This is a genomic window from Nitrosomonas sp., assembly GCA_031316255.1.
In the GTDB taxonomy this organism is placed as follows: domain Bacteria; phylum Pseudomonadota; class Gammaproteobacteria; order Burkholderiales; family Nitrosomonadaceae; genus Nitrosomonas.
Genome location: JALDQW010000001.1, coordinates 942,345 through 966,131, shown reverse-complemented (window position 1 = coordinate 966,131; position 23,787 = coordinate 942,345). Strand labels below are relative to the sequence as shown.

Below are 23,787 nucleotides of genomic sequence, written 5' to 3'. Positions count from 1 at the left end.
CCATAAGCATCTGGATCTGGAGAATCAGGTGCAGAAGGTGAGCAGGCCATAAAAGCAAATGTAGACAGCAGTATGACTAACAATGTAGTGAATTTCATATTATTCAGTTCCTTTACCAAGTGTATTTATAATTATTAATAACATGCATCATTAAGTCTTAACCAAAAAATGCAGTGTTAATCCTGCTTGTAATGACGAATACTTTCTTTGATCAAGATCAATATCGAGTCAATTCATAGTAAAAAGTATCTGGTCACTGTGATAAAAAAACAGGCTGCAAAATTATTTCAAGGGAATTTTATGAAATAAAGCATATCTTGATTTATTCGCTGTGTTCGCGTTTATGACAAGGCGTGTGTTGCAGGAAATAGTTGCGCTATTACCGGAAAGACATGCCGCAGTCCATGGGTGCTGACAAGTCTAGTCTCCGTGTGTCGCTTTATCCGGCAATATCAGGTTGATAGAGATCGGGGCATGTTAATCAACACGTCCTTAGATGCACATAACACATGATCTTTTCCAAAGATCATTAAGCTGAACCCGCGATCAGCCCGTTCTGCGTACGACTATTCCATTCCTCCATCCACTGTGAGAAATCGGCCGCCTGAAGTGGTTTGGAAATAAAATTGCCCTGTGCAAAGTCGCATCCTGTCCGGCGCAGAAACTTCCAGTCTTCCTCGTCCGCCACACCTTCCGCCACGACTTCCATGCCCAGTTGTTTGGCCATGGAGAGGCTCGCATCGTACATGGCGCGCAAAGTTTCATCAGCCCAGGCGCGGTGCACAAAACCCTGGTCAATTTTGAGCTCGTCAAATGGAATGTCACGTAATTGCGCCATTGACGAGTGCCCGGTGCCGAAATCATCGATCGACAAATGAAATCGTTTAAGGCGCAACCGGGTCAGAATTTCGAGGGGTACGCGCTTATCGGCGCCCATCAACTGACTTTCTGTTACCTCAAGTACAATATTTTGTGGCGACAATCCGTTTTCAACGACAAGGTTTACTACAAGATCCTGAAAATCCAAGGATGTCAGATTGTCCATTGAGACATTAATCGCTACCCGCAGCATGATACCGCTTTCATGCCATATTCTGGTCTGCGCCAATGCCTGCTCCAGCACAAGGCAGGTTAGATCATTGATCAGACCGTGTTTTTCGGCAATGCTGATAAACTGATCCGGCATGATTAGCCCATCGGTCGGGTGATGCCAGCGTACCAGCGTTTCAACGCCAATCACCTTGCCTGTTGCCAGTGCGACCTTGGGTTGGTAAAAATTAACCAATTCACGGTTTGAAATTGCCGCCTGCAATGTTTGCTCGTTATAGATTTTTTTCTCGGATTGCTGAAGCAGTTTTTTTTCGGGTGGCGTCCATTTTTTTATAATTTCAGCCAGTTTATCGGGACTGACCGGCTTATGTAAATAACCCAGCATCGGTATCTGATGCGCATGCACCAGCTTTTCTGCAGTTTTTAACATGCGTTCGTCTTCACCGCTGACCAGCACAAGGCTTCCAGGATACTTGCGTTCAACCAGATGGCGGACAAATTCAATTCCGTCCATGTTCGGCATATTGAGATCCAACAAAATCAAATCAGGGCAGGTTTCAACATGATCAATTCTGGCGAGTGCGTCCAAACCGTTGTCGCTCGAGTCTACCGACATTATTCCCTGATTATTCAGCATTTTGGTCAAGATTTTCAGGATGAACGTGTCGTCATCGACTAGCAGAATCTTAATTTCAGAAGCGGTATGCATGACATTCTTTTTCTTTTAATAGCAGCATTTTGAAAATAAAAGGTAAAAAATTATGACGGTATAAATGAATGATCATAGATGAATTTTATTCGTGAGAACAGCCGCCAGCCAAAATAAAAGCCAGAAATTCTCTTCGTGTATCTTTTAACCTTAAATCTATCAGGGGAATTGGAAATGTGCAATCCAATTGTCTGCAATTGCAAAATTTTGCAATCCCAGTCCGTTAAATACTTAGCCTGTTCGGATCTTTCCGAGAAGCCGTTATGTTCTTGAGCCTGAGAAGTTTGCGTGGCATCACATCGGATTTTCCTGGACGCTGTGACTAAACTCACTGAGGCTATTACAGGCATTGAGTATTCTCAATGTGCAACAGAAAAATATTAAATTTGACAAACTGCGGCATCCAATCGACAAGCTCATTTTGGGTAAAAAATAATTTAATACATTGTTCTTAATTAATAATTTAGTAACCATGGTCGAGGTAAATATGTTTAGAAATAACTTTAAAGCAGTACCGGCGCTTTTCATCGCTGGATTGTTATCAACGGGAATGGCGCTGTCTATTGCAGCTGAAATCGGTAAAGAAGTGTCTGTACCGATGCGGCTACAAGATGGCGATGAATTTCATATGGGCACACGGGAGTTGCTTGAACACGGCAGAAAACTGTTTGAAGCGAATTGGACCATACAGGAGGGCGGCGGCCGTCGATTGACAAAAGGAACGGGCGCGCCTTTATCGGATCCCTCCGCTCCACTGGACTTTCCTCATAACTTCAATCGAATTTCCGCGCCAGACTCCAATTCATGCGCAGGCTGCCATAACAAGCCCCGCGTTGGCGGTGGCGGCGATATTGTTGCGAATGTTTTTGTCACGGGTCAACGTTTTGATTTTGCCACTTTTGATCACAATGATGGCTTGCCAACACGCGGCGCTATCGATGAAGAAGGTAAATTTGTGCACTTGCAGACAATCGCCAATTCCCGTAATACGCTGGGTATGTTTGGCTCCGGCTATATCGAGATGCTCAGCCGTCAGATGACGACAGATTTACAGAATATCAGGAATGCCATCAATCCCGGTGATTCAGCGGAGTTAATCACCAAAGGTGTTTCCTTCGGCATTTTATCCAGAAACATTGACGGCAGCTGGGACACCAGTGAAGTTACCGGCTTGTTGAATTCAAGCCTGGCCAGCAACAGCGCTGACAATCCGCCGAGCCTCATTATCAAACCGTTTCATCAGGCGGGCGGCGTTACATCATTGCGCCAGTTCACGAACAATGCCTTTAACCATCATCACGGCATTCAATCAACAGAACGCTTCGGCATCGGCACCGACCCGGATGATGACGGCTTTATTAATGAAATGACAGGTGCTGAAGTCACTGCTGTCACACTTTTTCAAGCTCAGCTTGCCGTTCCAGGCCGGGTCATTCCTAATGACCCACAAATTGAAGCCGCAGTAGCTGTTGGAGAAGAAACTTTTGCAAAAATTGGCTGCTCAGGTTGTCATGTCCCAGAATTACCGTTGGATAAACATGGATGGATTTATACCGAACCCAATCCATTCAATCCTGAAGGCAATCTGCAACCCGGAGACGCTCCCGATTACAGTCTTGATTTGACCAGCAAGAAACTTGACAAGCCACGGCTGGAGGAAAAAAGAGGTGTGGTCATGGTTCCGGCGTTCACTGACCTCAAGTTGTATGACATCACCAGCGGGCCCGGCGATCCGAATCGCGAACCCATTGATCAGAATGCCCCCGGGGGATCGGAAGCTTTTTTTGCCGGAAATTCACGGTTCATGACGCGCAAACTCTGGGGTGTGGCCAATGAACCGCCTTATTTCCATCATGGTCAATATACAACCATGCGCGAAGCCATTGAAGCGCACCGTGGCGAAGCTTTGGACAGTTACCAAAACTGGGCTGCACTCAGCGATTATGAGCGCGATTCAATTATAGAATTCCTTAAAACCTTGCAGGTATTGCCGGAAGGCACAAAACATCTGGTTGTCGATCAAAGAGGTAAAAAGAAAAAATGGAAGCCGTCTTATTGATAGACTAGATTATATTAAAAACATTTAATTCAATCGATAGCAGACAGATTTTTCAGAAATCTGTCTGCTGTTTTTTTAGCAATCCCGCTTTGCAATAGAAATCATACCCACTATACTGGCCGATAATAATCCCGACGCATTGAGGAACAAGAATGGCGAGTAAAGATGTGGAAGTTCTCGAAAAGACGGTGTGTTATCAGGGTTTTTTTCGCATAGAGCGTTACCGCCTGCGGCACCGCTTGTTTAGCGGTGAGTGGGGTCATCCGATTGTGCGCGAATTATTTGAACGCGGTCATGCAGCGGCGGTCTTGCCCTATGATCCGGCCAGGGATGAAGTGATTCTGATTGAGCAGTTCCGTGTCGGCGCTATGGATGCGCCGGGTGGGCCGTGGCTGCTGGAAATTGTCGCCGGTGTGATTGAGACTGACGAGAGCGTTGAAGATGTGGTCAGGCGTGAAAGTGTGGAGGAATCGGGCTGCACCATTGCCGATTTGATTCCACTATATGATTATCATGTCAGTCCCGGCGGCATGACCGAACGCGTCGCGTTATTTTGTGGCCGGGTTGATACAACCCATGCCGGCGGCGTGCATGGGGTAAAAGATGAAGGGGAGGATATCAAAGTGCACGTCGTTTCCCTGGATACCGCGTTGCAGTATTTGAAATCAGGAAAAATCAATTCAGCCAGTGCGATCATTGCCTTACAGTGGCTGGCGTTAAATCGGGATCAGGTGCGGACATCATGGTTAACTCGACAAACTTAAGGTATTTCGCCTTGCGGTGTTTATCGATGCGTTTTTCAAAAATCAGTTGCAGCATTGTTTTTCTTATTGTTTTCTGCTGGCCGCTGTCGCTGTATGCGCAAGGCCCCAAGCAGGCGCTGTGGATGAATATTGACGGCGCCATTGGTCCTGCCACGCAGGATTACTTGCAGCGCGGTTTCGGCAAGGCGATCGAGCAGAACAGCGCAGTCATTATCCTGCAAATGGATACGCCCGGCGGGCTGGATACGTCGATGCGTGAAATCATCCGCGCCATTATCGCCTCGCCGGTGCCTGTCGTCACTTTTGTTTCGCCCAGCGGCGCACGCGCCGCCAGTGCTGGAACCTACATTCTGTATGCCAGTCATATCGCTGCCATGTCGCCCGCCACCAATCTTGGCGCGGCAACACCGGTGCAGATCGGCGGTCTTCCCGGCGGTTCAGATAAAAATGTTCTCGACACCGGTCAGGATGAAACCAATGGTTTTAAAACCGCCGCACAAGACCCGATGAAAAGCAAACTGGTCAACGATGCCGTGGCGTATATCCGCGGACTGGCGCAGATGCGCGGTCGTAATGCAGACTGGGCAGAGCAGGCCGTGCGCGAAGCGGCCAGCCTGACAGCCGAGGAAGCGCTGGAAAGCGACGTAATAGACCTGATCGCCACCAGCATTCCGGATTTGCTGGTTAAAATCGATGGCCGCACGGTCAACGTGCTCGGCAATGACGTGACATTATCTACCGCGCAAATCACCATCGAGCACTTCGAACCCGACTGGCGCACCCGCCTGCTGGCCATTATCACCGACCCGAATGTCGCCTACATTCTGATGCTGCTCGGAATTTACGCGTTGATTTATGAGTTTTCCAATCCGGGCGCCATTTTCCCCGGCGTCGTCGGCGCCGTGTGTCTGGTGCTGGCATTGTTTGCTTTCCAGGTGCTGCCGATTAACTTTGCCGGACTCGCCTTGCTGCTGGTCGGCATTGCATTCATGTTCGCCGAAGTGTTCGTGCCCAGTTTCGGTGCGCTGGGGATCGGCGGCATGATTGCGTTTGTCATGGGCTCCGTGATGCTGCTCGATACCGGTGTTCCCGGCTATGGCGTATCGATTCCGTTGATCGTGACCTTCGCGGTGCTGTCGGCGGCATTTATTCTGCTGGTGCTTGGCATGGCGATCAAGGCGCGGCAACGCCCTGTCGTCAGCGGCATGGAACAGATCGTGCACAGCACCGGAATCGTGATGGAAGACTTCGAGCACGAAGGCTGGGTACGCGTGCACGGCGAACAGTGGAAAGCGCAATGCAGTACGCCGCTCAGACATGGCGACAAAGTCCGTGTCGTTGCGATAGATGGATTGATTCTAACCGTAGCACCCGAAAAACCCGATTCAAACGCTTCCAATAGACCTGAAAACCGGAGGGATTAAGATGATCGAAATAGTATTTATCGTACTGAGCGTCGCAATACTCTTTTTTGCCAGCGCATTCAAAGTGCTGCGCGAATATGAACGTGGCGTCGTTTTCCAGCTCGGCCGTTTCTGGAAAGTGAAAGGCCCGGGACTCATTATTCTGATACCCGTCATCCAGACCATGGTGCGTGTCGATCTAAGAACCATCGTCATGGATGTGCCCAGTCAGGATGTCATTTCGCGCGACAACGTGTCCGTCAAAGTCAACGCGGTGCTGTACTTCCGTGTCATCAATCCCGAACGCGCCATCATCCAGGTCGAGGATTACGACGCCGCAACCAGTCAACTCGCCCAAACCACGTTGCGCTCCGTGCTCGGTCAGCATGAACTCGACGAAATGCTCGCCAGTCGAGAAAAGCTCAACAACGACATTCAGAAAATCCTCGACGAACAAACCGAGGCCTGGGGCATCAAGGTCGCCAATGTTGAAATCAAGCATGTCGACATCAACGAATCGATGATCCGCGCGATTGCCAAACAGGCTGAGGCCGAGCGTGAGCGGCGCGCTAAAATCATCCACGCCGAAGGCGAACTGCAAGCCTCGAAACACCTGCTCCAGGCCTCACAGGTCTTGTCCAGACAACCGCAGGCGTTGCAACTGCGTTATTTGCAGACACTCACCGAAATCGCCGGTGAAAAAAGCTCCACCATTGTTTTCCCGCTACCCATGGAACTGATGACGCCATTGCAGAAAATGATGGAACAGCACGCCAGGCAGCAGGAAGCCAAACCCGCAAATGACAGTCAGGCATGATGTTGGCTGATAGGTCGCTGTTGTCACCCATTGAGGATTCTTGTTCGATCAGTGTATTACGGGATTGGAATGATTATGGTATGGATAAATCCGGCTAACAATAGAAATCCCGAATAACAACAATGTCTGCCTTATTCATCAGCTACCGCCGTGACGACAGCTCGGGCTATGCGATCAATCTTTATGATCGGCTCGCAAACCGTTTTGGCCATGACCGTGTTTTTATGGATATCGACCAGATTAAGCCCGGTGAAGATTTCCACGATGTTATCCATGAAAAACTGAAATCGGTACAGGTTGCCATCGTGTTGATCGGCAAGCACTGGTTGAATATCCCCGGCGAAACCGGGCGGCGGCTGGACAATCCGGACGACTGGGTGCGGCTTGAGATCGCCACGCTATTGGAGCGCAAAATTCGCGTGATTCCGGTGCTGGTCGGCGGCGCAGCCATGCCCAAATCAACCGAACTGCCGGAATGTCTGCAACCGCTTGCGCGACGTCAGGCCCATGAAATCAGCGACAATCGTTTTCATGCCGATATTGACCGGCTGATCCAGGTATTGGAAACAATGGTAAGCGTGCAGTCACCGTTACCGCAAACTGCATCGCCAGTTCAGCCTGATTCCGGAAAACCACAAACTGAAACCGATACCAGCCGTTCAAAACAGAACAAGTCAGAATCTTCTGCGACGCCGCCTCCCAAAAGCTCCAAAAGGCTTGCAATAGGGCTTGGCATCGTTACCATACTCTTCGGAGCGGTAGTTTTGTATGGCTATTTTCCTCCGACAACAGACGAATCTGACACAGGTCAATCAACATTTATAGCTTCTAAATCGATAGATTTAATGACAGATTCATATATTGCTGGATACCATGAAAAGACAGAATCGATTTCTATAAATGGAAAAGAATCTATTATTAATAGTTCTATTGAAATACTACCTCGAAAAAAGCCTATTTTTAAACGATTTTATGACCCGAATTTTTCATTTGGGCCCGAAATGGTACGTGTCCCCTCTGGCAAATTCTGGATGGGTTCACCCAAAACTGAATTAGGTCGAGCATATGACGAGGGTCCGCAGCATGAAGTCACCATTAACTCATTTGAAATTAGTCGTTTTGAGATCACTGTAGAGCAGTTCCGGCAATTTGTACATGACAAGGATTATCATCAAGGGAAAATGTATCTCACAACTGCAGAACAGTATCGAAAAGGCTGCTTTATATGGATAAGTACCTACGCTCAAAAAGCATTTTTAAGCGAAAATTTGAATTGGAACAAAACAGGATTCAAACAAGGGTACCTCTAAAAATTCAGAGTTTTAAACAAGACGAGGCGAGAACAAAAAATATTGACGCAGCATATGATTGATATGTAAGGAGATATTTTTTGTGAACAACAAAGTATTGTGACAAAATATGGATTTTTAGAGATGCCCACAAGATGGTAATCATCCAGTGGTCTGTGTAACGTGGCATGATGCGCAGGCCTATGTTACGTGGCTATCAAACCGTACCGGTTTGAGATATCGTCTACCGACCGAAGCTGAATGGGAATATGCCGCAAGGGCTAATTCTAACACAACGCGTTTTTATAAAGATGACAGACAATGTGATTATGCAAATGGTGCGGGCTTGGAGACCCGATCAGTTACTGGTTATGATTTTACCATAGCTGAATGTAGAGATCCGTATGTGTATACAGCACCGGTTGGAAGATTCAAGAGTAATGATTTCGGTTTATACGATATTCTGGGTAATGTAATGGAATGGACTCAAGATTTTTGGCATAATAGTTACATTAATGCGCCAACTGATGGTACTGCATGGCTAGAAAAAAAATGGAAGGTTGATGAATATAGAGTAGTTCGGGGTGGATCATGGAAAGATAGCTCACAATTCTTGCGATCTGCCGATCGCCTCAGACTAGATCCCGAGATTGCACTTAATAATCTTGGTTTTCGTATCGCCAGGGATTTTTGAACTTTGATCTTTGCCCTTTGCGGGGTGCAGGGGCGGAGCCCCTGCCTATTTTTTGTGGTTTTTGTAGGGTGTACAACCGCATGCACCGTACACCAGCGCATGCGGTTGTAATGTATGGTGGTCGGCTACCACACTTATTATCTCACCGGCAATTCAATCGCTTCTCCCATCGCCAAAACCGGTAAAGCCACAACGCCTGATGGTATCTCGATTGCTGCGCTAATTCCGTTGCCGCTATCGTGCAGTCCACGGAAGATGAGCGATTCACCCGGATTAAACGGTAAAAAGATCAGCGCGGGTTCATCCGATAATTGAATATCCACAGCCAATCCGTCAGATTCGATCTGAATAATATCACCGTCCTGACCCAGATTATCCCACACATAAATAACACCCACGTTTTTAGTGCCCTGCTCAAAACCGGTGATGATTTCTTCTTTTACCGTGTCGGAAAAATATGGAACAGCAATGAATTCGGAACGATTGTTTTCCACGAACAAATCAATCGGCAGCAGTTTTGCGGGATCCGTTATCAGTTGGCTGTCGGTGAGCGTGATTGATGGCGTTTGATGATGGTCATTTAATGTTGCGGCAACCGTTGATTTACCATTGGCATTGTCATGGCCGAGTTGAATCAACACGGCCATGAGTGCGATGCCGCCGGCTACAAGTAGCTGCTTGAGTGTAGGCAAACTGTCCAGACCGGTCATTTTTATTTCAGGACATTGCTCAAGTGACAATTGCAGGTGCAGTTCTTCGTTGGAATTTTTATTCATAAAAGCCTCGCTATTTCGATACGAATGTAACGGAAGGCCATTGGACTTCTTGATCCTGAATACTGAAGGGATTTAACGTTATTTTGCTTTTGATGATAGACGTATAAATGCGTTCCAAATGGTACATAAATAACCGATTGCGAATATTTGGCAAGAGGCGAAATTGGGTCAATTATGCAGAAAAACCGTCTGTGCTATCGCATCAATTAACGAATGGTGTGTTCCATTTGAAAAACCCGTTCCAGCACGCCTTGCGTGATATGCCGCTCGAGTTCGGCGGCTTTCTCTGTGGGGCAAAATACGATTACGGTGATAATGCGTTTGGCGTATTCATTGGTGCTGATCATAATGCGCGGTTCCGGACCGGGCACATCGACACCGGTTCTTTTTTCGATGAAGGCGTTATACCGGCGCGCGATCTCGATAAAGTCGGCCGATTGGGTGTTGATTTCAGCAACAATCCATTGCTCGACATCTGCGGTGCTGATATGCGGATCGACGACAATACTGAAGCGGTGAAACACATAACGTTTGAAAAAATTGAGATTTTTAATCGACTCCGACAGAAAAAGGCTGTTCGGTATTACAATGGTTCTGCCGGTAAAACTGTAGTCGTTCGGCGATTTGTCCAGTTCCTGCAGCGTGGTGGAGAAGATGTTGTAGTCGATCACTTCGCCGCGGTTTGCGCCCACCTCAATCCAGTCGCCGATGGTAAATGCGCCTGTGCCTGCCCGCAGCATGGCGCCGCTGAAGCATAAAATCAGTTCCTTGGTCGCAATTACTAGCGCCAGCGTCACAGCGGCAATGGAAAAAGCGAAATTCTTCAATTCCGGCCACCAGATTGCCAGCAGTCCGAAAAAAATGATCAGCCAGCTGAAGTTCTTGACACTGGTAATCGAATGCCTGCGGCCTTCGGTGAGGATTTCCCTGTTGCGTTTGATCAGATGGACAAGGAGTATCCGCAGTGACAGCAGGCTCGCCACCAGAGCGCAGCTTTGAATAAATTGATTATCCAGATGGCTCAGAATAGTTTCGGACATGGCGTAGCGTTAGCATTTAAAAGTAATATGGATTGTTTCAGTCCCGGATGCTCTGATTCGATTTTAAATGAATCTTCAATCTACAGGAGCGATTTTCCTTTCCTTTTTTCTGGTCAACCGGATACCCGCAGCGTAAACGTTACCGGCCCGTCATTAATCAATTCAACCTGCATGTCAGCGCCGAACTGGCCAAATTGCGCCCCAGGATAAACGGTTTTTGCTGTTTCCTGCAGGTAGGTAAACAATTCGCGGCCTTTTTCAGGCGATGCCGAACCGGTGAAACTCGGGCGGTTGCCGGTATTGGTGTCGGCCGCCAGGGTAAACTGGGGCACCAGCAGCAGTCCGCCGTGAATTGCGCGCAGGCTCAGGTTCATGCGGCCGTTTTCATCGGGGAAGATGCGGTAATTGAGTATGCGCTCCAACAGGCGGTCGGCCTCTTTTTCGGTATCGACCTTTTCAACTGCAACCAGCGCCATGATGCCGGTATCAATGGAGCCGAGTACCTGGTGATTGACGGTTACTTTGGCTGTATTGACGCGCTGGATGATGGTGATCATGATAATTTACCTGCTTTGAACCGGTGTCGGTGGCTTGCAATAAACCCGTGATGGAAATTCCTCGTTGCGCCGCCGGTTACGGATAACATCGCCGCCTTCACTGACACAGACAGCGACTGACCTGTCAAGACTGGGAAAATATTCGTTGGCGCCGGGTTGTGCGGAAGTCGGCGGTACTCTTTCACGGATTCTGGCGCAGATTTCGGGTTCGTCGGGTTTTGGCTGCTCGCCTTCCACGGCGGGCAATGGGCATAACCGGCATGGATCGCCAGGGCATAAACACCCTTCACAGCTTGCCAGCGCGGGTGCTGCGAATAAAAACAATCCAAAACCGATAACTGGGGCGATAAAATGACTGAGATAGCGTGCAATTGTTGTCGAATTGAATATGCGTTTCATTTTTGTTGGGTGCTCCGGTAGAAATAATCATCAAAGTGCGTATTTTCCCTTCACCACGCATAAAACGCAAAAAAACATCCCGCCTTATTGACTGTGAAGACAAATGCGCAGATTATCATTACATCGCGTTAATGCTAAAAATTGAATCATGACTCACGAATCAAAGAAGGAATTCAAATGAAGGTGTTGATCATTTTATTATTGTCCGGTTTTTGTGTTCCAATGGCCTATGCTGATACCCCTGAAAATCTCCAGAGATTACAACAAAGCGCCAACGCAGCTTATGAGCAGATGATGAGAGCCCAGAGAGATGCGGACAACATGCAAAAGGACGCGGCATTTGCCGAAAGAAAGATTCAGGATGCCAAGAAAAGACTGGCGGACGCAGAGCGGGAAGCTGAAGCCGCACGGCAAAAGTCAACCGAAGCGAACAGAAGGCTGGATCGCGCGACAAACCAGTGGAAAGAAGCTTCCGACATTCTGGAGCGGGAATGGCGGCAGTCCGGAAGAAAATAGCAAATGCAGCAGTAGCGTGTCATTCAGTCATAATTTTAAAAACATTTTGACATGGGGGATGCCCGCTTCCATGAATTCATTGCCGCTCACCTGGAAACCGAATTTTGCGTAAAATGCTGCCGCGGTGATCTGCGCATTCAGAATGACTTTAGAAACGCCGCGATGCCTGGCTTCATCCAGTAGCCGTTGCAACATGGCGCTGCCGATCCCCCCGCCGCGCCAGGCCTTTAAAACCGCCATACGGCCGATATGACCATCCGGCAACAATCGTGCGGTGCCGACAGCCGCGCCGGAAGGACTGACTGCGATCGCATGGATGCTGACAGAGTCAAATTCATCCCATTCCAGTTCTTCCGGAACATGCTGTTCTTCGATGAAAACGGCTTTGCGGACTGCACTGAGCGCTGGCGCTTCATCCTGCCATTGCACAATACGCACTTCGCAAGAAGAAATACTCATTTTATGAAAACGAATGAATGGACGTGAACATAATCCTGATTAAAACGTAATATCCGGTTTCTGTAAACACAATGATATACATAAGAACGGACGGTTGATTCAGATGTCTGCTACTATGTACTGGCGCGTTTGTAATGCATCAGGCAATGATAGCAATTACTCACTGAAAGACAAAAATTTACGCATTTGAAAGCCGCTTGCGGCTACCGGTTATTGCGGGGGAGTACCCATGAAATTTACTTCGCTCACACAACGTTTCGCAGTCTGGTTTACGTTGGTCTCTCTATTACCGATTCTGGTTATTGGTAACAGCTTTTTGCATACGTTCGAAAACGAAATTCAGAAAACGGTTATCGAGAATCTGTCTGCGATCGCGGATAAAAAAGTTGAACAGATCGATACTTATTTGAACGAGCGTCTGCTCGATGCCAATTTGTTGCATGATGCGATTGCGACGCGCAACGCTATGCTTCAATTTCCCAAGGTTTTTGAAGAAGAGGGCGTCGACTCGGAAGCCTACCGCCAGATTGATGCCTTATACAGGGATCATTTCAGGCGTTTTGTCGAAGATGCCAGTTATTACGATTTATTCCTGATTTCAACAAAAGGTGATATCGTCTACACGCAAAGTCATGAGTCCGATTTTGCGACAAATTTGATAACCGGTCCATACAGTAGTACCGGACTGGGTCAGGTCACCCGCCATGCGCTCAACAAACTGGAAAGCGCTATTTCCGATTTTGAGTTTTATGAACCGTCTCATGGCGCCATCGCAGCATTTATCGCTTTCCCGATTATCATCAAGGATAAAATTGTGGGTGTGCTGGCGTTGCAGATTTACAGTGAACATGTTTTCGATGTGGTGTCCAACAATGTGGGATTGGGCGAAACCGGCGATACCGTGGTTGCCCGGTTGGTTGATGAACATACTGCGCTCATTATGGCGCCGCTGGCCACAGATCCTGACGCAGCGCTGAAACGCAAAATCAATCTGGATACACCGTATTCCATTGCGCTGAAGAATGCATTGTCCGGGGAATCAGGTGGCGCCATTACACGCGATTACCGCGATAAGGCGGTAGTTGCGGTATGGCGGAATCTGCCGCGGATGAACTGGGGTATTGTTGTCAAAAAAGATGTCGATGAGGCCTTCGCCAATGTTCAACAGGTTACACGATATAGCCTGATTATTCTGGCCGTTACCCTGCTCGGCGTAATTTTCGGCGCATTTCTGTTCAACCGCCGTGTGGTGACGCCGCTGAAACAGCTCAATCGGGGTGCGCTCGAGATTGCAGCAGGCAATTTGCACCAGCGCGTTACAATAGGGGGCTGGAACGAAATGCGCCAGCTTGGGCATACCTTCAATATTATGGTTGAACGCCTTAACGCAAGCAATCAGGAACGAAAAAATGCCGAGTTGAATCTGCGCCATCTGAATCAGGAACTGGAAAATCGCGTTGAATTACGTACGGCCGATTTGCAGCGGGCCAACGCTGCGCTGGCGATCAAGGAAGAAGAAACCCGTTCCGTTGTCGAGCATATGGTCGACTGCGTGGTAACAACAGATTACATTGGTGTCATTTTGTCCGCAAACCCGGTGGTGGAGCGGCTGTTCGGCTATACACCGGAAGAAATTATCGGACAGAATGTTGCTATTCTGGTACCCGAACCCGACCGTTCGGAGCACGAGTTTTATATGGACAGGTATTGCAGGACGGGACAGGGTCAGCAATATGTCGGGCGTCCCTATCTCAAAGGAAAGCACGGCATCGGTCTGGGTCGTGAGGTGGAAGCGGTGCACAAAAACGGCGAATTGATACCAGTGTATCTTGCGGTCAGCGAATATTTTGTTGGTGAGGAACGGCATTTTACCGGCGTTATGCGTGATATGCGTGAACATGTGCGCATCATGAAAGATCTAGAGCAGGCCAGGAATGACGCTGAAGCAGCGAACAGGGCAAAATCCTCGTTTCTTGCCGCCATGAGTCATGAAATCCGCACGCCCATGAATGGTGTCATCGGCATGATTGATGTGCTCAGGCAAACCAGCTTAAGCGGGTATCAGATGGAAATGGCGAATCTGATACGCGACTCGGCGTATGCCTTGCTTGGCATTATTGAAGATATTCTCGATTTTTCCAAAATTGAAGCCGGCAAACTGGAAATTGAAAAAATCCCCATGCCGCTGACGAGCGTGGTGGAGAATGCCTGTGGCATGCTTGCAAATTTGGCGCTCAGCAAGAATGTGGAACTGACGCTGTTCATCGACCCTGCGATTCCTGAAAATGTATTGGGCGATCCGATACGAATTCGTCAAGTGCTGGTCAACGTGATCAATAATGCCATCAAGTTTTCCAGCAAACAGGAGAAGCCGGGCAAGGTTTCGGTGCGTGTGCTGCTGACAGAATCCGAACCCGATCAGATTGTGGTTACATTTCAGGTGACCGATAACGGCATCGGCATGAACAAGGAAACGCTGGACAAGCTGTTTAAATCCTTTTCACAGGGCGATCCCTCAACGACGCGCCGTTTTGGCGGCACCGGCCTCGGACTGGCCATTTCGCATCATCTAGCCGAATTGATGAGCGCGGAAATAACCGTGCACAGCCAGCCGGAGCAAGGCTCTACCTTTGTTGTCCAGATGCCGTTTAAGCCGCTGCCGGAAACCGCCGACTCCAAACGCAAAACAATTCAACTGGCCGGACTGTCTTGCCTTATATACGGTAATAACGAAGGACTGGGCAATGATCTGGCGGTCTATTTAAAAAGTTCCGGCGCTTTTGTCGAGCATGTTCCTGATATGACTTCAGCCCATGCGTATATTAAAACACTAAAAGCGGGTTTATGGCTGGTCGTTGTTGATGCCGGACACCTGGAACCGCCTTTGGAAGAATTGCGTGTTGCCTTTAGCGAACGATCCGAAGTGTTGCAGTCCCGCCTGGATCCCCATTTTGTGATTATCAAACGCGGTCGACGCAGGCAGGCGCGTATTGAGGACGTCGATATTGTCACGCTGGATGGTGACGTCATGTACCGCCAGTCGCTCATGCGTGCAATGGAGCTGGCAGCGGGCAGAATAGAGCCGGAAGTGGAATCGACACCGCTTGCAGATATGCTTAAGTCAAAACCGGTCGCGATTTCACGAGAAGAAGCGTTGAATCAGGGAACGCTGATACTGGTGGCGGAAGATAATGAAATCAATCAGAAGGTGATCATGCAACAACTCAATTTGCTGGGTTATGCCGCAGATATCGCAAATGATGGGCGCGAAGCGCTGGGGCGGTGGCAAAACTGCGATTACGGCCTGTTACTGACAGACTTGCACATGCCTGAGATTGATGGATTCGAGCTGACAAAAAATATTCGCCAGCTCGAATCCGGCAAAAAACATATCCCGATTGTTGCATTGACCGCCAATGCATTGAAAGGCGAGAAAGAACATTGTCTCGATGCCGGTATGGATGATTATTTGAGCAAGCCGGTGCAGCTTGAAGATTTGCGCGTTACGCTGGAAAAATACCTGAAAGTGGGCAAACCGGCTGAGGAAGACGGGACACAATCGGAGAAAGCGGATACATCATCGATCAAAACCGGTGTGGAAACAAACGGCGAAGCAGCGGAAGTGCCCGTAGACGTTCGTAAACTAGAAGAACTTATTGGCGACGACCCGGAAACGATCAAGGAAATGCTGAAGGATTACCGGCTCAATGCAGCGAAAACAGCCGAGGAATTGCGTGCAGCGTATCAGGCAGGTCAGCTTGCAACGGCCGGTTCTATTGCGCACAAACTCAAATCATCGTCGCGTTCTGTGGGTGCGATGAAATTAGGTGAGTTATGCGCTGAGCTGGAGACGGCCGGTAAAAGCAACGACCAGAAAACGCTGGATGCGTTATTGCCGGAATTTGATGCGGAATTGAGTCGGGTCGATGCTTATCTTGAAGAACAATCCCCGGATAAATAACGCGCCTCCAGAATTCCCCGGCTCAATTGCGATATCCATCTATGGATTTAGATATACTATTGTATTGATTGATGGAACTGTATTCAAAGGATGCGAATAGTTTGATTGAGGAAATAAAAAACAATGTTGCCATGGCATTGGCGGAGGATATCGGTACAGGTGATTTGACTGCGCAGCTGATACCCGGGCGGCAGATGCTGACGGCCAATGTGGTGAGCAGAGAAACGGCTGTGCTATGCGGTACGGACTGGTTTGAGCTGTGTTTTCAGACAGTGTCGCCCGATGTTCAAATTCGCTGGCTTGCCCGGGATGGCGATGAAATAGCGATCGGGCAGAGAATCTGTGAAATCACAGGACAGGCGCGCGCATTATTGACCGCGGAACGGTCGGCGCTGAATTTTTTGCAACTGCTGTCGGCTGTAGCGACAGTGACGCGGCGTTATGCTGAAGCCGTTGCCGGCACAAAAGCCGAGGTTGTCGATACGCGCAAGACGTTGCCCGGCCTGCGTATCGCGCAGAAATACGCTGTCAAATGCGGTGGCGGCGTGAACCACCGTATCGGCCTGTATGACGGCATCCTGATCAAGGAAAACCATATTGCCGCGGCGGGCGGCATAAAAACGGTGCTGAAACAGGCGCAGAAAATTGCGCCCGAAGGTGTTTTCATCCAGATTGAAGTGGAATCCATAACGCAATTACAGGAGGCGCTGGATGCTGGCGCCACCATGATTCTGCTGGATAATTTTGCCGTGAGTCTATTGGAAGAGGCGGTTGACGTCAGCCGGGAGCACGGTCAAAAATCCGGCCGGAATATTCTGCTCGAGGCTTCCGGAAATATCAATCTGGACAATGTCAGGCGCGTCGCCGGAACCGGTGTGGACAGGATCTCCATTGGCAGCCTGACGAAAAATATTCAGGCCGTGGATTTGTCGATGCGGTTTGTTAACAGGAATAATATTGCCTGAAGTAAGCAGATTTCTTGGAATTGTTATCGCGATGTTCTATAACGATCACAATCCACCGCATTTTCATGCGAAGTGTGGAGATTTTGCGCAGCAATTGAGATAAATACAGGCGAGATCGTTGAAGGCCGTCTACCGCCATGTGTGTTAAGTCTGGTTCAGGAATGGCGAGAATGTCACAAAGATGAACTTAACGAAGACTGGAATCTGGCGCGAGACAGAAAGACATTGAAACTTATTGAACCACTGGAGTAATGCTATGTTGCCGAAACTTAAAGAAGCAAGGTATCAAGGAGATTACCGGGTGTGGCTGAAATTTGACGACGGTATTGAAGGCGAAGTTGATCTCGAAAAGGAACTATGGGGCGAAGTGTTTCAACCGCTGAGAGATAAAGCCCGGTTTGCTGAACTATCTGTGAACAAAGATATTGATACACTTGTCTGGTCAAATGGCGCTGATTTTGCGCCGGAGTTTCTTTATCAACAGCTATGTCCGGACTATACGCTCAAGCCGACGCCAAAAAACGGCGCAGCCTGATTTGTAGTTCGGTTGGTTGGGGTGACATCAGGAATCCCAACACAGATAATGGTCGGAGTTATCACTCCAACCTACAAATCTGTTGGTGATAAGATAAGCCATTTATGGTATTCAAGAAGGGATGTCTATGGGCTACTGGTATCTTGCCATTGCTATTGTTGCCGAGGTTATCGCTACGAATGCGTTGAAGGCGTCGAATGAATTCACTAACCTGATTCCAAGTCTTGTTGTCGTGGCGGGTTATGGAATTGCATTTTATTGTTTGGCACTGACGTTGCGAACAATTCCCGTGGGTGTGGCATATGCGATCTGGGCCGGTGTGGGTATCGTTTTAGTTGCACTGGTCGCTGCCGTAATGTTTAAGCAAGTGCCAGACATGCCGGCGATTATTGGCATGGGGTTGATTGTTCTCGGTGTGGTGGTGATTTATGTGTTTTCAAAAACAACGGGACACTAGTACTCTTTCAACTTGATATTGCCGGGTACAGCGTGTTGTTGATTGTCGATAGTGAGAACAGTCCCTGGTACGGGTAGGCTGGGGTAATGTCAGGAGCCCCGACATAGTTGTTTCAGAATATAAGGTTATCTATGCAAATGAATAAAAAAATTTTATCGGTTATTCTATTTCTGTTGTTACCCGGACTTGCGGCTGCACAAGTACTGGAATCGCCCTTAATTGAGGTGACGCAAAACCGCACCACTGTATCGATCGCATGGCAGCCTGTTGCCGATGCGCAGGGTTACCGTTTGTTGTACGCGCCATATCCGTATACCGGTGCTGACAGTGTTCAAACCATCGATATGGGTAACAGGGCTTCGCTGTCGGCGGAACTTTGGGATGGTGCAGCGTTTTATGTCGCAGTGAAGGCCTATGATGGCAATTCTAGCAGCGGTTTCTCGAATATTGAGCTGTTTTTTCTGTCCGCAGCACCGGCGCTTGATCCGGACGCAGTGCCTGTCACCGGCATGGACTGGTATAAGCCGCCGGTATCGGTATCGTGGCAATGGCAGTTGAACGGCGAAATCAACCCGGATTATCCGGTTGAGCTGTACGATATTGATCTGTTCGATTCGCCGCCGTCGTTGATCAATGCGTTCAAGGCTTCAGGAAAAAAAGTCATTTGTTATTTTTCGGCGGGCTCGTATGAGAATTTCAGGGAAGACAAGGACAAGTTCGATCCTGCGGTACGGGGTAATTTGCTGGATGGATGGCCGAATGAGCAATGGCTCGATATCCGTTCGCTCAATGTGGCCGAAATCATGATTGAAAGGCTTAATCTGGCCATGAAAAAGGGATGTGATGGTGTGGAACCGGACAATATGGACGGCTATTTAAACGACAGCGGCTTTGACCTGACGGCGAGCGACCAACTGGCGTTCAATAAATTCATCGCCAACGAAGCGCATAAAAGAGGTTTGTCAGTCGGACTGAAAAACGATCTCGAACAAATTCCCGAATTGGTCGATTTTTATGATTTCAGCGTCAATGAGCAATGTCACGAGTTTGACGAGTGCGATACGCTGGAACCTTTTATTCAGGCAGGTAAGCCTGTATTGAACGCGGAATACCTGCAAAAATTCAGTGATGATGCCGATGAACGTGATGCGCTGTGCGGTTCAGCAAATAATGCATTGTTCAGCACACTGATTTTGCCGCTCGATCTGGATGACAGTTTCCGGTTGAGTTGTTTTTAATCTAGAATTCTCAGTTGAACGTACTCGAATGTTTGGTTTTCAAGTCGGCTGGCAAGGCGCCGACCCTGAAAGGTTCTGGAAGGTTAGTCTGGGGACGCCTCGCGGTCAATCCTGGGCGATAATGCGTTGACGACTTTTTCCAGGGTCGGATCAAGTGCTCCGGGTGTGAGTTGCAGTTCGGTCGATACCGCAGTCAGAACCAGGCGCTGATTTCCTGCCTCAAAAATCCGGCACAAGATGTCTCTGTCGGCGTTATCCCGCACCAGAAAGGAAACGGGACGGGCAGTGGTATCGTCGCGGCTGATACGGTCTCCAAAAATGACTACGAAAGATGCAATTGCAGCAATCCGGTCAAGATGTTTGGCGTTACTGTTGGTGACCAGTGGCAGCCCGTTTTCATCGCTGAGCAAAACCGTTTCAAAGTGTGCTTTTTCCACAATTTCATCCATTAAGCGCGCCAAGTCGCCACGATTCGCAGTGCTTGTTTGCAATCCTGTTAATTCCAAAGCAACCTGATCGTGATGGATGATGGTGCTTTGCATTTGTTTAATGTCAGCGCGCAATTTCTCAACCTGTTCGTCCCATTTGGCAAGCGGTTCGATCACGCGTTGCAACGCATTGCTTTGCCGCAACAACATGTCGATTTTTAAATCCTCCTGTTCCGAGAGTTTTGTGCGCAACTTCTCTCTGGCCTGATGTCCCTGTTTGACGCCGAATAAATAACCGGCCAGGAGCAGTATAGCGGCGGCGGCAAGTCCTGTAACAATAGTCGTTACCATAAATTAGTTTGATTCCTCGTTTATCAAAGGATTTATACACGCCTCAAGGGCGTCAACCCGGATCGAAGCTCTGCGGTGCTTTTCAGACCGGGCAGGTTGATCCTGCAAGGGTTCCTGTTCGCCCAATGCTCTTGTAACCAAATGGTTGTGTGAAATTCCGGCTTCGATCAGGATTTTTTCCGCAGCTTTTGCACGCCGGTAGCTCAGCAACAAGTTGTATTCCTCTTTGCCCGATGAATCCGTATGACCTTCAATAACAACTTTTTTGTCGGGATGTTGCTGAAGCCAGTTGTTTAGCCGGGTTATTTGAGGCATCAAGCTATGATTTTTGGGGGTTGCGCTGTCTTTGGAGAAAGTAAAGAAAAAAAGTGGCGGGCAATCCACTGTTTTCTTGGGTTCAGTTTTGCCGTGGCCGGTTGGAATGCCGGCTGAGATATTTTTGCGATCGGTGCTGACCGTGGTTGGATCAGTCGAAGAGAATGCGTTGATTGCCGGCGGCTTTATTTCCTGCTGGGGCAGCAACGATTGCGTGACTATGACAATCATTATTGTTCCAATCAGTGCCAGGCTTAGCGGAATCCACAAGGCAATTGCTTCGCCCTTGACGGGGTAGGTTTCATAGCTGTTGACGGAATCGGTTAAATTTTCCGGCATCCCTGTACCTTGATTATTTTTGCAGAGTGCATTGCCTAGACCGTGGGGATTTTATAAAGACCGGTAATGAGGTCAATACCGCATTTAAAATCATCGCACCAGTCAATAAACCGATTAACCATATCCTTACCCACAAAATACGCGCCATGTTGTGGCGCAATTATTTCGATGTCTAGGTTTCGAACCATGTTCGCCCAGGCTTTCAATGCGATGTTCGAGGCCATATAGCGCTTATGGAAACCCGCCATATATTGAATGTGATCATCAAAATTGGAGACCCGCAAATAATCCATTCCCAGGGAAGCGCCCAGATCCCCGCTGTACAGAATTTTTGACACCGGATCATACAGATGGAAATTGCCCGTGCTATGGAGAAAATGCGCCGGCAGTATCATTAATTTGATGCTATCGAGTTCCAATAGCATACCCTCGTCGGGTATCGGTTTGAGCCGTTCGCTTAGGATATGGTCGAGTCCAAAATGCGGAACAAAACGCACCCATAACTTCGAAATATAGGCGTCAGCATCGGTCGTCATTAGCCAGCCATTCATCGCCGCGACGATATCCGGATCCTGGTGAGAAAAAAAGATATAGCGTAATTTGCTGCCGCCTAAAAGAGAATAGGACTCAGATAACGCTTTGCTGTATACCTTGTGTCCACCTGGATCGAGAATAATGCCCTCAGTGCCGTGGATGATGATATGCTGGTTTGCCTGAACGGCAATTCCGCCTGAACCAAAATCTTCCAGCAGTACATTCTTATGCACGCCATCATCATAAAATACAGTATTTGGCATAAATAACCACTTAAAATTATTTAATGTTCTCAGGAAAATTGCATGGTGCAAGATCGTTCGGCACGGATCAGGGTTTCAATGTATTTAAGTAAAAGGGTCGGCGCCTGCAATTTCGCATTTGGATTATTACCTGGTGACAGCGCTATAAAATTTTTACCAGCTTTTCAATTGATTGACGCATATCAAAAAAAATCAATCCCAGTTTTGCGTTCTCGTTGGCGACAACCAGTAGTAACGTGCCTTGCCCTGCTTTGAGCATAACGGTATAGCCCTGTTCGCCACGAACGATAATTTCTTCAACATTTCCCCTGCGTAATTCAGCTGAAGAACGTGTGCCAAGGCTTAATAGTGTGGCGCTCATGCCGCCGACACGTATTTCATCAAGATCTTGTGGTAAAGCGCTGGCAACCACAAGTCCGTCTTCCGATATCAAGGCTACCGCTTCGACATCGGGCGAGCCGCTTTGCAATGCTTTTAGCTCTTTGTTTAGACGTTCAGCTCTATTCATTGTTTCCTCGCTTGCATTCATAGTATCCACCTGTTCTGTCTGTTTTATTGATATTCGGGGGATTGTTCCTGTATTCTCAGGCGTATCCTGATTGTCCTGGGTTTTTGCTGCAACCCCGGTATTTTTATCCTCAAGGTCAGCGGCATCGCTTTCTTCAACATGACTCAGGTATAGTGGTTTATTGACTAAAACCTGGGAAATTTCTTCTACGTCCTTAATCGTGTTTTCGCCGAGGCGGTGATCGTAAACAGGTCCGGCGCCGGCAATTTTTTTTCTCGCAAACAAATCTGCTACCTTTTTGCCAATTTTCGACCACAGCGTTTCTTTTTTTATTACAGTATGTTTGCTACTTAAAAGAATCTGGGTTGATTCATCGAGATTTACTTCTTCTTGATCTTCAGTGAATTGATTCGCGTGGTGTTTCTTGTTTTCGATCGCCCAAGGAAGCGAAAAGAAATCAACTGCTTCATCAACGATATCCTCTGTTATTTTACTATGCGCATGGAGTTTCATGATAGCCATAACGGAATCGGCTAAGATACCCACCAGACTTGGAATACCCTGGGTATAGAGTGATATTTTTTCGATTGCTTCTGGGGGGAAAGAATTATTGTGTTGAATGTTTGATGCTTGCAAGCGCTGCATCACAAATGCGCCCACTTCATCCACATTAAGGGGCTCGAGATGCAAATAGACGGGGTTTGCGTTTTTCAGCTCCGGGAGCTTAAGCTGTGACAGCAGCGGTTCCAGTTTTGGCAAACCGATCAAAATCAATTGCAGCACCATTTTGGTTTCAGACTGCCATTTCGTGAATTTCAAGATATTGCATAGCGTATCAATATTGATATCTTGGGCGTCGTCAATAAAAAATCTGACCGGGCCTTTTTCCTGACTTCTTTCTTCCAGGTAGTTGAAGAAGATCTCTGGTTTCTCATTAATATCCAGTACACTTTGTAACTCAGATGGCGCAACACCAATCTGCCCACAGGTCAAACTGAACATCTCTTCAACGGTGATTCGCGGGTCTTGAAAAAAAACCCTGAAATTCTCGGCCATCAGGTTTCTCAATATTTTCCGGGCTATCAGGGTTTTTCCTGTTCCGGATTCTCCGGTGAGTACAATCAAGCTGGCGTTGTTGTGAATACTTGTGTTTATACCGTCAATCACCCTGAGATAGGACGCGCTTTCAAAAACTTCATTTGTGTATTTCTTTATGATAGGGAACGTGGCTACTGTCATAAATTATCTCAGTTTTGCTTTGTTACAAAGTCATTTAAGTCAAGGTTAAGAAGAATATAAACCTTTCTTCAGAAAACCAGAATGTTCAGAAAGCACTAAAACAACCAAAAATGCAAACTGTT

At 48.0% G+C, this 23,787-nt stretch carries 22 protein-coding genes and 1 pseudogene; 13 read left to right on the top strand and 10 right to left on the bottom strand.

What is annotated here, in order from left to right; translation table 11 throughout:
• Window positions 1-529: 529 nt before the first annotated feature.
• Window positions 530-1,759 (bottom strand): EAL domain-containing response regulator, encoded by a 1,230-nt coding sequence (locus MRK00_04410; GenBank protein MDR4516613.1) that lies wholly within the window; start codon window positions 1,757-1,759, stop codon window positions 530-532.
• Between the two features lie 487 nt (window positions 1,760-2,246).
• On the opposite strand from MRK00_04410, the gene MRK00_04405 reads away from it, so the two are divergent.
• From MRK00_04405 to MRK00_04380, 6 genes are all read left to right on the top strand, one after another.
• Complete coding sequence (locus MRK00_04405; GenBank protein MDR4516612.1) at window positions 2,247-3,818, top strand: thiol oxidoreductase; 1,572 nt, start codon at window positions 2,247-2,249, stop codon at window positions 3,816-3,818.
• A 152-nt stretch (window positions 3,819-3,970) separates the two neighbouring features.
• Window positions 3,971-4,582, top strand: a complete 612-nt coding sequence (gene nudF / locus MRK00_04400; GenBank protein MDR4516611.1) for an ADP-ribose diphosphatase — start codon at window positions 3,971-3,973, stop codon at window positions 4,580-4,582.
• Between the two features lie 26 nt (window positions 4,583-4,608).
• Window positions 4,609-6,006: a nodulation protein NfeD gene (locus MRK00_04395; protein ID MDR4516610.1), complete on the top strand. Its 1,398-nt coding sequence runs from the start codon at window positions 4,609-4,611 to the stop codon at window positions 6,004-6,006.
• A 1-nt stretch (window position 6,007) separates the two neighbouring features.
• The gene (locus MRK00_04390; protein MDR4516609.1) at window positions 6,008-6,802 is read left to right on the top strand and encodes a slipin family protein; all 795 of its coding nucleotides are present in this window, start codon (window positions 6,008-6,010) and stop codon (window positions 6,800-6,802) included.
• Between the two features lie 122 nt (window positions 6,803-6,924).
• Window positions 6,925-8,112 carry a TIR domain-containing protein gene (locus MRK00_04385; protein ID MDR4516608.1) on the top strand — a complete coding sequence of 396 codons (1,188 nt, stop codon included), beginning with the start codon at window positions 6,925-6,927 and terminating at the stop codon, window positions 8,110-8,112.
• Between the two features lie 148 nt (window positions 8,113-8,260).
• Entirely contained in the window at window positions 8,261-8,785 is a 525-nt protein-coding gene (locus MRK00_04380) for a formylglycine-generating enzyme family protein (GenBank protein MDR4516607.1), read from the top strand.
• 137 nt (window positions 8,786-8,922) lie between these two features.
• On the opposite strand, the gene MRK00_04375 is transcribed toward MRK00_04380, so the two are convergent.
• The 4 genes from MRK00_04375 to MRK00_04360 all read right to left on the bottom strand — a co-directional run bounded on the left by MRK00_04375 (window position 8,923) and on the right by MRK00_04360 (window position 11,557).
• Window positions 8,923-9,561: a hypothetical protein gene (locus MRK00_04375; protein ID MDR4516606.1), complete on the bottom strand. Its 639-nt coding sequence runs from the start codon at window positions 9,559-9,561 to the stop codon at window positions 8,923-8,925.
• A gap of 206 nt (window positions 9,562-9,767) precedes the next feature.
• On the bottom strand, window positions 9,768-10,601 hold the full coding sequence (locus tag MRK00_04370) for a mechanosensitive ion channel family protein (GenBank protein ID MDR4516605.1): 834 nt from the start codon (window positions 10,599-10,601) through the stop codon (window positions 9,768-9,770).
• Window positions 10,602-10,714: 113 nt separating this feature from the next.
• Complete coding sequence (dtd, locus tag MRK00_04365; GenBank protein ID MDR4516604.1) at window positions 10,715-11,158, bottom strand: D-aminoacyl-tRNA deacylase; 444 nt, start codon at window positions 11,156-11,158, stop codon at window positions 10,715-10,717.
• A gap of 6 nt (window positions 11,159-11,164) precedes the next feature.
• Window positions 11,165-11,557: a hypothetical protein gene (locus MRK00_04360; GenBank protein ID MDR4516603.1), complete on the bottom strand. Its 393-nt coding sequence runs from the start codon at window positions 11,555-11,557 to the stop codon at window positions 11,165-11,167.
• A 177-nt stretch (window positions 11,558-11,734) separates the two neighbouring features.
• Between MRK00_04360 and MRK00_04355 the strand changes: the two genes are divergently transcribed.
• Window positions 11,735-12,073, top strand: a complete 339-nt coding sequence (locus tag MRK00_04355; protein MDR4516602.1) for a hypothetical protein — start codon at window positions 11,735-11,737, stop codon at window positions 12,071-12,073.
• A 27-nt stretch (window positions 12,074-12,100) separates the two neighbouring features.
• Here MRK00_04355 and MRK00_04350 read toward each other — a convergent pair whose 3' ends face one another.
• On the bottom strand, window positions 12,101-12,532 hold the full coding sequence (locus tag MRK00_04350; protein MDR4516601.1) for a GNAT family N-acetyltransferase: 432 nt from the start codon (window positions 12,530-12,532) through the stop codon (window positions 12,101-12,103).
• Between the two features lie 229 nt (window positions 12,533-12,761).
• On the opposite strand from MRK00_04350, the gene MRK00_04345 reads away from it, so the two are divergent.
• The 6 genes and pseudogenes from MRK00_04345 (at window position 12,762) to MRK00_04320 (ending at window position 19,688) form a co-directional block, all read left to right on the top strand.
• The gene (locus MRK00_04345; protein ID MDR4516600.1) at window positions 12,762-16,493 is read left to right on the top strand and encodes an ATP-binding protein; all 3,732 of its coding nucleotides are present in this window, start codon (window positions 12,762-12,764) and stop codon (window positions 16,491-16,493) included.
• Between the two features lie 71 nt (window positions 16,494-16,564).
• A complete protein-coding gene (nadC, locus tag MRK00_04340; protein ID MDR4516599.1) occupies window positions 16,565-17,458 on the top strand; it encodes a carboxylating nicotinate-nucleotide diphosphorylase in 894 nt (297 codons plus the stop codon).
• A gap of 31 nt (window positions 17,459-17,489) precedes the next feature.
• Window positions 17,490-17,710 (top strand): annotated as a pseudogene (locus MRK00_04335) (DUF4160 domain-containing protein).
• Between the two features lie 4 nt (window positions 17,711-17,714).
• Window positions 17,715-17,993, top strand: a complete 279-nt coding sequence (locus MRK00_04330) for a DUF2442 domain-containing protein (protein MDR4516598.1) — start codon at window positions 17,715-17,717, stop codon at window positions 17,991-17,993.
• A gap of 127 nt (window positions 17,994-18,120) precedes the next feature.
• Window positions 18,121-18,450 (top strand): multidrug efflux SMR transporter, encoded by a 330-nt coding sequence (locus tag MRK00_04325; GenBank protein MDR4516597.1) that lies wholly within the window; start codon window positions 18,121-18,123, stop codon window positions 18,448-18,450.
• A gap of 137 nt (window positions 18,451-18,587) precedes the next feature.
• Window positions 18,588-19,688, top strand: coding sequence for an endo alpha-1,4 polygalactosaminidase (locus tag MRK00_04320; GenBank protein ID MDR4516596.1), 1,101 nt, complete (start codon window positions 18,588-18,590; stop codon window positions 19,686-19,688).
• 83 nt (window positions 19,689-19,771) lie between these two features.
• Here MRK00_04320 and MRK00_04315 read toward each other — a convergent pair whose 3' ends face one another.
• The 4 genes from MRK00_04315 to MRK00_04300 all read right to left on the bottom strand — a co-directional run bounded on the left by MRK00_04315 (window position 19,772) and on the right by MRK00_04300 (window position 23,665).
• Window positions 19,772-20,467: a hypothetical protein gene (locus MRK00_04315; GenBank protein MDR4516595.1), complete on the bottom strand. Its 696-nt coding sequence runs from the start codon at window positions 20,465-20,467 to the stop codon at window positions 19,772-19,774.
• A 3-nt stretch (window positions 20,468-20,470) separates the two neighbouring features.
• The gene (locus MRK00_04310; protein ID MDR4516594.1) at window positions 20,471-21,121 is read right to left on the bottom strand and encodes an OmpA family protein; all 651 of its coding nucleotides are present in this window, start codon (window positions 21,119-21,121) and stop codon (window positions 20,471-20,473) included.
• 35 nt (window positions 21,122-21,156) lie between these two features.
• Window positions 21,157-21,918, bottom strand: coding sequence for an MBL fold metallo-hydrolase (locus MRK00_04305; protein ID MDR4516593.1), 762 nt, complete (start codon window positions 21,916-21,918; stop codon window positions 21,157-21,159).
• 142 nt (window positions 21,919-22,060) lie between these two features.
• Entirely contained in the window at window positions 22,061-23,665 is a 1,605-nt protein-coding gene (locus MRK00_04300) for a roadblock/LC7 domain-containing protein (GenBank protein ID MDR4516592.1), read from the bottom strand.
• Between the last annotated feature and the right edge of the window lie 122 nt (window positions 23,666-23,787).

Excerpts from the sequence above, each read along its gene's own strand:
- MRK00_04375 (MDR4516606.1), bottom strand. The coding sequence starts at position 9,561 with ATGAATAAAAATTCCAACGAAGAACTGCACCTGCAATTGTCACTTGAG.
- MRK00_04320 (MDR4516596.1), top strand. The coding sequence starts at position 18,588 with ATGAATAAAAAAATTTTATCGGTTATTCTATTTCTGTTGTTACCCGGA.
- MRK00_04410 (MDR4516613.1), bottom strand. The coding sequence starts at position 1,759 with ATGCATACCGCTTCTGAAATTAAGATTCTGCTAGTCGATGACGACACG.
- MRK00_04390 (MDR4516609.1), top strand. The coding sequence starts at position 6,008 with ATGATCGAAATAGTATTTATCGTACTGAGCGTCGCAATACTCTTTTTT.
- MRK00_04370 (MDR4516605.1), bottom strand. The coding sequence starts at position 10,601 with ATGTCCGAAACTATTCTGAGCCATCTGGATAATCAATTTATTCAAAGC.
- MRK00_04310 (MDR4516594.1), bottom strand. The coding sequence starts at position 21,121 with ATGCCGGAAAATTTAACCGATTCCGTCAACAGCTATGAAACCTACCCC.
- MRK00_04360 (MDR4516603.1), bottom strand. The coding sequence starts at position 11,557 with ATGAAACGCATATTCAATTCGACAACAATTGCACGCTATCTCAGTCAT.
- MRK00_04330 (MDR4516598.1), top strand. The coding sequence starts at position 17,715 with ATGTTGCCGAAACTTAAAGAAGCAAGGTATCAAGGAGATTACCGGGTG.
- MRK00_04345 (MDR4516600.1), top strand. The coding sequence starts at position 12,762 with ATGAAATTTACTTCGCTCACACAACGTTTCGCAGTCTGGTTTACGTTG.
- nadC (MDR4516599.1), top strand. The coding sequence starts at position 16,565 with ATGGAACTGTATTCAAAGGATGCGAATAGTTTGATTGAGGAAATAAAA.
- MRK00_04300 (MDR4516592.1), bottom strand. The coding sequence starts at position 23,665 with ATGACAGTAGCCACGTTCCCTATCATAAAGAAATACACAAATGAAGTT.
- MRK00_04385 (MDR4516608.1), top strand. The coding sequence starts at position 6,925 with ATGTCTGCCTTATTCATCAGCTACCGCCGTGACGACAGCTCGGGCTAT.
- MRK00_04355 (MDR4516602.1), top strand. The coding sequence starts at position 11,735 with ATGAAGGTGTTGATCATTTTATTATTGTCCGGTTTTTGTGTTCCAATG.
- MRK00_04350 (MDR4516601.1), bottom strand. The coding sequence starts at position 12,532 with ATGAGTATTTCTTCTTGCGAAGTGCGTATTGTGCAATGGCAGGATGAA.
- MRK00_04315 (MDR4516595.1), bottom strand. The coding sequence starts at position 20,467 with ATGGTAACGACTATTGTTACAGGACTTGCCGCCGCCGCTATACTGCTC.
- MRK00_04395 (MDR4516610.1), top strand. The coding sequence starts at position 4,609 with ATGCGTTTTTCAAAAATCAGTTGCAGCATTGTTTTTCTTATTGTTTTC.
- MRK00_04325 (MDR4516597.1), top strand. The coding sequence starts at position 18,121 with ATGGGCTACTGGTATCTTGCCATTGCTATTGTTGCCGAGGTTATCGCT.
- MRK00_04305 (MDR4516593.1), bottom strand. The coding sequence starts at position 21,918 with ATGCCAAATACTGTATTTTATGATGATGGCGTGCATAAGAATGTACTG.
- dtd (MDR4516604.1), bottom strand. The coding sequence starts at position 11,158 with ATGATCACCATCATCCAGCGCGTCAATACAGCCAAAGTAACCGTCAAT.
- MRK00_04405 (MDR4516612.1), top strand. The coding sequence starts at position 2,247 with ATGTTTAGAAATAACTTTAAAGCAGTACCGGCGCTTTTCATCGCTGGA.
- nudF (MDR4516611.1), top strand. The coding sequence starts at position 3,971 with ATGGCGAGTAAAGATGTGGAAGTTCTCGAAAAGACGGTGTGTTATCAG.